At 43.0% G+C, this 6,297-nt stretch carries 6 protein-coding genes; 3 read left to right on the top strand and 3 right to left on the bottom strand.

Features of this window, described 5'->3' with window-relative positions:
• Positions 1–126: 126 nt before the first annotated feature.
• The gene (rnjA, locus tag HNR43_RS04975) at positions 127–1,794 is read right to left on the bottom strand and encodes a ribonuclease J1 (protein WP_183241804.1); all 1,668 of its coding nucleotides are present in this window, start codon (positions 1,792–1,794) and stop codon (positions 127–129) included.
• Positions 1,791–2,006 carry a DNA-dependent RNA polymerase subunit epsilon gene (locus HNR43_RS04970; RefSeq protein WP_032100557.1) on the bottom strand — a complete coding sequence of 72 codons (216 nt, stop codon included), beginning with the start codon at positions 2,004–2,006 and terminating at the stop codon, positions 1,791–1,793. The genes rnjA and HNR43_RS04970 overlap by 4 nt, the downstream gene beginning before the upstream one ends.
• Before the next feature lie 428 nt (positions 2,007–2,434).
• Here HNR43_RS04970 and HNR43_RS04965 point away from each other — a divergent pair, with 428 nt between their 5' ends.
• Positions 2,435–3,211, top strand: a complete 777-nt coding sequence (locus HNR43_RS04965; protein ID WP_183241802.1) for a Cof-type HAD-IIB family hydrolase — start codon at positions 2,435–2,437, stop codon at positions 3,209–3,211.
• Between the two features lie 29 nt (positions 3,212–3,240).
• On the opposite strand, the gene def is transcribed toward HNR43_RS04965, so the two are convergent.
• On the bottom strand, positions 3,241–3,795 hold the full coding sequence (gene def, locus HNR43_RS04960) for a peptide deformylase (RefSeq protein WP_183241800.1): 555 nt from the start codon (positions 3,793–3,795) through the stop codon (positions 3,241–3,243).
• Between the two features lie 382 nt (positions 3,796–4,177).
• Here def and pdhA point away from each other — a divergent pair, with 382 nt between their 5' ends.
• Complete coding sequence (gene pdhA / locus HNR43_RS04955) at positions 4,178–5,284, top strand: pyruvate dehydrogenase (acetyl-transferring) E1 component subunit alpha (RefSeq protein WP_099668600.1); 1,107 nt, start codon at positions 4,178–4,180, stop codon at positions 5,282–5,284.
• A gap of 3 nt (positions 5,285–5,287) precedes the next feature.
• Entirely contained in the window at positions 5,288–6,265 is a 978-nt protein-coding gene (locus tag HNR43_RS04950) for an alpha-ketoacid dehydrogenase subunit beta (RefSeq protein WP_183241798.1), read from the top strand.
• The last annotated feature ends 32 nt before the right edge of the window (positions 6,266–6,297 follow it).

The following is a 6,297-nucleotide window of genomic DNA, read 5'->3' as shown; positions in this document are numbered from 1 at the left end:
TTTAAGTTACCACAAATAAGGAAAAAAGAAAAGAAGAAAAAGTTCACTTTTCCCGTGAACTTTTTCTTGACGCCTCACTTTTTCAACACTTTGAAAAGAAGGTGTCCAAATGGGCACCTTCTTTTCTTACACTTCCATAATAATCGGTAAAATCATCGGTTTTCGCTTCGTTTTTTCGTATAAAAACGGTGCGAGTGTATCAGTAATTTCCGTTTTAATGTCCGACCATTGATTTGTTCCTTGTTCAAGTAGCTGTTGTAAATGTTTCGCGATCAGTTGTTGCGCATCGCTAATTAAATTGCCTGATTCACGCATGTAGACGAATCCGCGTGAAATAATGTCTGGACCCGCAGCAATTTTCATTTCTTTCATGTTAATGCTCACAACGACAATGACTAGCCCTTCTTCTGACAAAATGCGGCGGTCGCGCAAGACGATGTTGCCGATATCGCCAATGCCGCTTCCGTCAATATACACCGAGCCAGACGGAATTTTGCCGACGATGCTTGCTCCTTCTTCACTAATGCCAAGCACCTCTCCGTTGTCCATAATAAAGCAGTTTTCTTCTGGCACACCGCAATCAACCGCAAGTTTCACATGCATTTTTTGCATGCGATATTCCCCGTGAATCGGCATAAAATATTTCGGTTTCATTAAGCGAATCATCAACTTTTGTTCTTCTTGTCCGCCGTGACCAGACGTATGAATGTCGCTAAGCGGTCCGTGAATGACTTCCGCTCCTGCGCGCGCCAACATGTTAATGATGCGGTTGACGCTTACTGTATTGCCCGGAATTGGTGAAGATGAAAAGACGACTGTATCGCCCGGCATAATTTGAATTTGGCGATGAGACCCGTTAGCGATGCGCGATAACGCTGCCATCGGCTCCCCTTGGCTTCCGGTGCAAAGAATCGTGACGCGATGAGCAGGAAGGCGATTAATTTGTGCGGCATCAACGAACGTATCTTTCGGACATTTAATGTAGCCGAGTTGTTGCCCAATTTCAATGGCTGCTTCCATGCTTCGTCCGAATACCGCAATTTTTCGATTGTTTAATACGGCCGCTTCTGTGACTTGTTGTAAGCGGTGAATGTTGGAAGCGAACGTTGCGAAAATAATGCGCCCTTGCACTTTTCGGAAAATGTCATGAATGCTTTCGCCGACGCGTCGTTCTGACATTGTAAAATGTGGAATTTCGCTATTTGTACTATCGGACAATAAACAAAGGACGCCTTCTTTTCCGATTTCGGCCATTTTCGTCAAGTTCGCTGGCTCGCCAACAGGCGTAAAGTCAAATTTAAAATCGCCTGTATGCACAATTTGACCGACTGGCGTTTTGACGACGATCCCGTAGCTATCCGGAATGCTATGGGTTGTGCGGAAAAAGGTGACCGATGTTTTTCCGAACGAAATGACATCATCTTCTTTAATTTCAATAAGTTTCGTTTGACGAAGCAATCCGTGCTCTTCTAGCTTGTTGCGAATGAGTCCGAGCGCTAGCTTTCCGCCATAAATCGGTACGTTCACTTGGCGAAGCAAATACGGGATACCGCCAATATGGTCTTCATGTCCGTGTGTAATAAATAGTCCTTTAATGTTTTCTGCATTTTTTACTAAATAGCTATAATCAGGAATGACGTAATCAATTCCGAGCAATTCATCTTCCGGAAACTTAATGCCGGCATCAATGACGATGATTTCATCCTCATACTGTACGCCATATGTATTTTTTCCGATTTCGCCTAGACCGCCGAGAGCGAAAACACCAACTTGTTTATTTTTTAAAATGTTCATTGTTCAATCTCCAATACGTGAAAATCAGGGTTTTGTTGCTCGTACGCTAAATGCGCACCTTCAAGTGGCTGAATGTATTCAATATTGATATGACGGTCTTGTAATTTTCGGCGCACATCTCGCTCGCTTTCCGCTTCAATATAAAGAGTCTTCGTTTTTTCCCTTACCGGCACTTCATTGATTGTATCTTGGTAAAACACTTTAAAAATCAACGTTCATCTCTCCTTATGTGTAATATTGCTTTTTTATTATGTTCCCTTTTAAAAAGTAAAGCGATATGTAGCTCCGGACGCTTTCCGCTTTTCTTATTATATATAAAAAGTGGGGAATAGGAAACAAAATTGAAAAGAAGCCCTTCGCTCGAAGGGCTCGTACAACTATGCAATCGATTTTCTGCGCAAAAGTTCTTTCCATTGTTTGAGCAGCTTGCGTTTCAACTTTTTCAACATGACGCATCACTCCTCACTTTTATTGTATCCGATTTTGTCGGAAAGTAAATGTGTTCTCTTATTATTTATTATAAGAAGATCATCGACAAATTTTGCATGGGAAAATATACATGGTTCTAACCATTTCATTGACAATATGGCATAATTCCGTTACGGTAAGTTTGTGAACTTTTACACGAGGAGCGAGAAACATGGAGAGAAAAATTGTCTTTTTTGATATTGACGGAACGTTACTAGACGACGATAAACAGTTGCCGCCATCGACATATGAAGCGATACACGAATTAAAAAAGCAAGGGGTATATGTGGCGATTGCAACCGGGAGAGCACCGTTTATGTTTGAATGGATTCGTGAAAAACTCGACATTCAATCGTTTGTCAGCTTTAACGGGCAATATGTCGTTTTTGAAGGAGAGGTCATTTACAATCAACCGCTTGATCGCGAACAACTTCGCGCTTTAAAACAAATGGCACGCGACAATGACCATCCGCTTATTTTCATGGATGCTGACACGATGCGTGCAAGTGTAGCCGATCATCCGTACATTCACGAAAGTATGGGAAGTTTAAAATCTGCTCATCCACCGCACGATGAAACGTATGACGAACGAAACGACATTTATCAAGCGCTTTTGTTTTGTAAGCCAGAAGAAGAGCAGCCGTACATTCAATCGTTTCCGGCGTTTCACTTCGTTCGTTGGCATGCGGTGTCAACGGATATATTGCCATATGGCGGATCGAAAGCAGAAGGAATTAAAAAAATGATCGAACAGCTCGGGATTGCTCGTGAAAACGTATATGCGTTTGGCGACGGGTTAAACGATACGGAAATGCTTCGCTTTGTCGGCACAGGCGTCGCGATGGGGAACGGACATGAAGAAGCGAAAAAAGTAGCCGATTTTATTACAAAACCGGTCGATGAAGACGGTATTTTATTCGGATTACGCCATCTAGGTTTGTTAAAATAAAAGGGCACCGTCATGGTAGCCCTTTTTAATTACCGTTCAATCGGAATGGCGCCAACTGGCACGTCGTACGGATTTTGTTTATTAATATGATCATAAAACATAATGCCGTTTAAATGGTCAATTTCATGTTGAAACACGATGGCAGGCAATCCTTTTAAACGTAGCTTTACCGTTTCCCCTTCAAGCGTCGTTCCGGTGACGGTAATACGCATATAGCGCGGTACGTAACCAGGAATCGCTTCATCTACAGACAAACATCCTTCTCCGCTCGTTAAATAGCACATCTCGACTGAATGACTGATAATTTTTGGATTAAATAACGCATAGCTATGCAACGTTCCTTTTTCGTCCGTCACATGCACCGCAATCATGCGCTTTGAAACGTTAATTTGCGGCGCAGCTAAGCCGATGCCCGGACGAAGTCCGTACGTTTTCGCTAGCTCTGGATCTTGGCTCATTTTTACATATTCCAACAAGCTCGCTAAAATGCGACGATCTTCTTCAGAAGGCGGAAGGGGTACTTCTTCCGCTACTTTTCGTAACGTCGGATGCCCATCTTTAATAATATCTTTCATCGTAATCACGTCGTTTCACTCCTTATCCACAAAGTAGACTACGTTTTATTATGGGACATCATATGCAAAAGTGCAATCCGCTTACAAACATACATATTCACATTGTAAAACAGAAATAATACAGAACAAGAAAAATGAGTATAACAGATTCATAACACAGTTAAAATTTTCTAAATTTCATTTTTATATAGAAGGTGTTGAGCAAACTGATTGACGAGCGTTGTCGAACGGTGTAAACTGAAAGATGTAAAAAAACAGTTGTATTAATCGCAATGGCTTTTTCCATTAATACAGCTTTTCATACACAAAACGTAGTAAAAACAAATCGTTTTTGGGCAAATTAAAAGGTGCATCATTTTACGTGTTGAAAAGAAAGGATGAGGTGAACAACATGGGTAAAAAACCCCTATTTGATGTGAAAAAGCAACTTGAAAAAGTCGCTGAGCAGTTCCCGACGTTTCAAATTTTAAATGAAGAAGGCGAAGTCGTAAACGAAGCAGCGATGCCTGATTTAACAGATGAGCAATTGAAAGAATTAATGCGCCGTATGGTATATACGCGCGTGCTTGACCAACGTTGCATTTCGTTAAACCGTCAAGGACGTCTCGGCTTCTATGCGCCAACAGCAGGACAAGAAGCGAGCCAATTAGCGAGCCATTTTGCGTTGGAAAAAGAAGATTTCATTTTACCGGGCTATCGTGATGTTCCACAAATGATTTGGCACGGTTTACCACTTTACCAAGCGTTTTTATTTTCACGCGGTCATTTCCATGGCAACCAAATTCCTGAAGATGTAAACGTGTTGCCACCACAAATTATTATCGGTGCCCAAATTATTCAAACAGCCGGCGTTGCGCTTGGCATGAAAAAACGCGGCAAAAAAGCAGTTGCAGTTACATATACAGGTGACGGTGGTGCATCGCAAGGAGACTTCTACGAAGGAATTAACTTCGCAGGGGCATTTAACGCGCCAGCGATCTTTATCGTTCAAAACAACCGCTTTGCGATTTCAACACCAGTCGAAAAGCAATCAGCGGCAAAAACAATCGCACAAAAAGCAGTTGCCGCAGGTATTCCGGGCATTCAAGTAGACGGAATGGATCCGCTTGCGGTATACGTTGCAGTGCGTGACGCTCGTGAGCGTGCAATTAATGGCGAAGGTCCAACGCTCATTGAAACGCTTTGCTTCCGCTACGGTCCACATACGATGGCAGGAGACGATCCAACACGCTATCGTTCGAAAGAGCTTGAAAACGAATGGGAGAAAAAAGATCCGCTCGTTCGCTTCCGTAAGTTTTTAGAAAACAAAGGATTATGGAGCGAAGAAGAAGAAAATCGCGTCATCGAACAAGCGAAAGAAGATATTAAAGAAGCGATTAAGAAAGCGGACGAAACACCAAAACAAAAAGTAACCGACTTAATGTCGATCATGTACGAAGAAATGCCAGCGTTCTTAAAAGAACAATACGAAATCTACAAAGAAAAGGAGTCGAAATAAGCCATGGCGCAAATGACAATGATTCAAGCAATCACGGATGCGTTGCGCGTAGAAATGCGCAAAGACCCGAACGTTCTTGTGTTTGGTGAGGACGTCGGTGTAAACGGCGGGGTATTCCGCGCGACAGAAGGATTGCAAGCAGAGTTTGGCGAAGACCGCGTATTTGACACACCGCTTGCAGAATCAGGAATCGGCGGTTTAGCGATCGGTTTAGCGTTACAAGGATTCCGTCCTGTCCCTGAAATTCAGTTCTTTGGATTCGTCTATGAAGTGATGGATTCCATTTCTGGTCAAATGGCGCGCATGCGCTATCGTTCTGGTGGCCGTTTCCATGCGCCAATCACTGTTCGTTCGCCATTCGGTGGTGGCGTACATACGCCAGAATTACATGCCGATAGCTTAGAAGGGCTTGTTGCGCAACAACCTGGATTAAAAGTTGTCATCCCATCGACACCATACGATGCGAAAGGATTGTTAATTTCAGCGATTCGTGACAACGATCCGGTCATTTTCTTAGAGCATATGAAATTGTACCGCTCGTTCCGTCAAGAAGTGCCAGAAGGAGAATATACAATTCCAATCGGCAAAGCGGACATTAAACGCGAAGGAACAGACGTATCGGTCATCACATACGGTGCGATGGTACATGAATCATTAAAAGCGGCAGCGGAGCTTGAAAAAGAAGGCATTTCTGTTGAAGTCGTTGACTTGCGTACGGTTCAACCGTTAGATATCGAAACGATTATCGCATCTGTTGAAAAAACAGGTCGTGCGGTTGTTGTACAAGAAGCGCAAAAACAAGCAGGTATTGCCGCAAACGTCGTTGCAGAAATTAATGAACGTGCGATTCTTAGCCTTGAAGCGCCAGTATTGCGCGTCGCGGCGCCAGATACAGTATATCCGTTCTCACAAGCAGAGCCAGTATGGTTACCGAACTTTAAAGATGTGATCGAAACAGTGAAAAAAGTAATGGCGTTTTAATGGAGGGGGCATGCCCCTCCACATTTAAGAAA

The sequence above is a fragment of the Anoxybacillus mongoliensis genome, assembly GCF_014201515.1.
In the GTDB taxonomy this organism is placed as follows: domain Bacteria; phylum Bacillota; class Bacilli; order Bacillales; family Anoxybacillaceae; genus Anoxybacillus; species Anoxybacillus mongoliensis.
This window is presented reverse-complemented; position numbering and strand designations above follow the sequence as displayed.